The organism is Mycoplasmopsis felis ATCC 23391 (assembly GCF_000701865.1).
In the GTDB taxonomy this organism is placed as follows: Bacteria; Bacillota_I; Bacilli_A; order Mycoplasmatales; family Metamycoplasmataceae; genus Mycoplasmopsis; species Mycoplasmopsis felis.
Window position 1 is genome coordinate 1 of the sequence record NZ_JNKA01000041.1, and the last position, 2593, is coordinate 2593.

Annotated in this window: 4 protein-coding genes; all 4 read right to left on the minus strand. The window is 23.3% G+C overall.

Features of this window, described 5'->3' with window-relative positions; translation table 4 throughout:
- Positions 1-102 precede the first annotated feature (102 nt).
- Genes scpB through T405_RS03525 form a run of 4 tightly spaced genes read right to left on the minus strand, consistent with a single transcriptional unit; the run spans position 103 to position 2516 of the window.
- Entirely contained in the window at positions 103-687 is a 585-nt protein-coding gene (gene scpB / locus T405_RS03510) for an SMC-Scp complex subunit ScpB (protein ID WP_036431344.1), read from the minus strand.
- Entirely contained in the window at positions 671-1438 is a 768-nt protein-coding gene (locus tag T405_RS03515) for a segregation/condensation protein A (protein ID WP_036431346.1), read from the minus strand. Before T405_RS03515 ends, scpB begins: the two co-directional genes overlap by 17 nt.
- Complete coding sequence (locus T405_RS03520; protein ID WP_036431349.1) at positions 1431-2195, minus strand: lysophospholipid acyltransferase family protein; 765 nt, start codon at positions 2193-2195, stop codon at positions 1431-1433. The genes T405_RS03515 and T405_RS03520 overlap by 8 nt, the downstream gene beginning before the upstream one ends.
- Before the next feature lie 9 nt (positions 2196-2204).
- Complete coding sequence (locus T405_RS03525) at positions 2205-2516, minus strand: 4'-phosphopantetheinyl transferase superfamily protein (protein ID WP_036431352.1); 312 nt, start codon at positions 2514-2516, stop codon at positions 2205-2207.
- Between the last annotated feature and the right edge of the window lie 77 nt (positions 2517-2593).

Below are 2593 nucleotides of genomic sequence, written 5' to 3' on the forward strand. Positions count from 1 at the left end.
AAAGAATTCAATCAAATTTAGAATGAAAAACACCACAGCAAACAGCTATGATGTTATAATTTACAAAAATGTTAATTTTTTGTGTCCATGTTTATTTAAGCGTTAATTATCTATTTCTCTTTGGCTTGAGAATAAATCAAAATCATTTGTTTCATTTTCTACACCATCTATGTAATTAAAATCATTCATTTTAGGTAAATCTCGTAATGAAGATATTTTAAAATGGTCATAAAACTTATTTGTAATACCATATAAAACTGGTCTACCTGGTGTTGGAGAAATTCCCACTTCTTCAATAACACCTTTAATTAAAAGGGTATTAATAACTTGGTCAGATGCTGCTCCCCTAACTTTATTAATTTGTCCTCTTGTTATTGGTTGTTTATAAGCTATAATCCCTGCCACTTCTATTGCAGCATTTGACAATCTTTGTGGTTTATTTACAGTAATGAACTTAACAATATATTTTTTAATTGATTCTCTAGTTGCTAACTTGTAAACGTCATTAAAATTAACAACTTTTAGTCCATGGTCTAATTCGTTATATTCTTTATGGAAATCCATTAGCAGTTTTTTTGCTTCTTGTGTTGTTTGTAGATCGAATAAATTTTTAACTTGTTCTAAATTCAGACCATTTTCACCTTCGATGTTCAGAATAGCTTCTAAAACTTTATGAGTTTCTTTCATTAAAATTTTCTCCTTTTGTTATTGTTATATCACCATATTCACCTTCTTGTTTAATTTTTAAAATTTGTTGTCTTGATAAATCTAGTAATGCTATTAGTGTTATAGCAAAATGATTTAATGAAGGTTGATTAAATACCATTTCAAAAGTAACAATTTCGTTATTTTTTAAAAGTTCTATAATGAAAGGAAATTGGTCAGATGGTGTTAAATTAAATTTTTCAATTTTTGTTTGTCTTAGATTTTGAGCATAAACTCTTTCAAACATTTTTCTAAGAACATTAATAAGTTTTAATGGAGAAGAATGACCGTCTAATTTTGAGTTATCTTCATCTACAATATATTCATCATAACTGCTTGGTTTTTTTATAAATATATCGTTTCTATCATTCTGAAATGTTTTTAATGCTTCACGAATTTTTTTAAAATGTTCATACTCAATTAAGTCTTGAATAAATAACTTTTTCTCTTCTTCTATTTCTTCATTTATTTCACCAGGTTCTTGCAACATCATTTTAGTTTTTAAATTGATTAATGTAGCAGCCATTACTAAATATTCACCAGCTATATCTATTTCCATTTCTTTTATTTCGTCTATTATTTGAATATATTGAGTTGCTAGTTCTATTAAATTAACATCTTTTATATGAATTTTCTTATTTTTAATTAATTCTAATAATAAATCTAATGGACCATTAAAATCATTTAATTTAAATGTATGTTCATATGTATAGTTTAAATTTAGTTTACCCATTTATTCCTAAATCCTTTGTAATTTCTTGTTTTATTTGATTAGAAATGGCATTTGGATCTTTTGTTATATTATTTTTTGCTTTATGTGGTTGTAAAAAAGAAACAATAACTTCTTTTCTTGATTTTCTTTTTAAGGAATATGAATCAAGAGTGTTTTTAATAGATACAGGTATAATATCTACATAAGAATTTATAGCAAATTTGAATACTCCAGAACTGAATTCACCTAATTCTTCTTGTTTAATTCTTGTTCCTTCTGGGAATACAACTCCATATGTTTTATTTATTTTTATAAATTCTGAAAAATCCTTCATTGTATTTAAAGAATCTTTAATACTTCCCCTATCTATAAAAAATGAATCAATTAAATTCATAGCCTTATAAATAGTTTTTTGTTTTTTTAATTCTTTTTTTCCAACAAAAGTAGGAATTCTAAAATTATCAATAAACTCTTGATTAGTTTGTTCTAAAGCCACAATCATTGCTAATGCATCTAAATAAGATTTATGGTTTGGTGTTAAAATAACACCACCTTTATTAGGTAAATTTTCTAACCCATTAACAGTTAAATCAATATTATATAAATTCAAAATCTTTTTACTTAATTTTAATATATATTTATATCTTTGTTCTTTAGTAATTAATTCTGGTGTTTTACTGTATTTCCTATTCAATGAATTTATTTTAATAAATCTAATTATTCATATTGGGAAAGTAAATAATAACTTAATTCTAGAATCGATAAAAAATTTTTTCATAACATTCCTTTATCCAACAACAAATGCCACTATATAATCATCTTCATAAGATATAGAAATCTTAAAATTTTTAAAGTGTCATCGTTTATTTCTTTTGTATAAATTTATTTTATTAAATTCAAAGTATTTATTATCTGATTTAAAAATAGCTTCTTTAATTGCTCAAGATCTAGCTAAAAATATAGATTTTTCTTTTTCATTATTTAATTTTTCAAACTCTTTAATTTCTTCTTTTGAAAGAATTCTATTAATAAAAAAAATATTTTTATTTTCAAATCTAGAAATACGTGTCAAGTCAACACCTATCTTGAATTTATACATAATATTTTAATTATATTAAATTTTCGCTTTTTTGTAAATCATTAATATACATTAAATAAAATAAAAAAATGCCCATT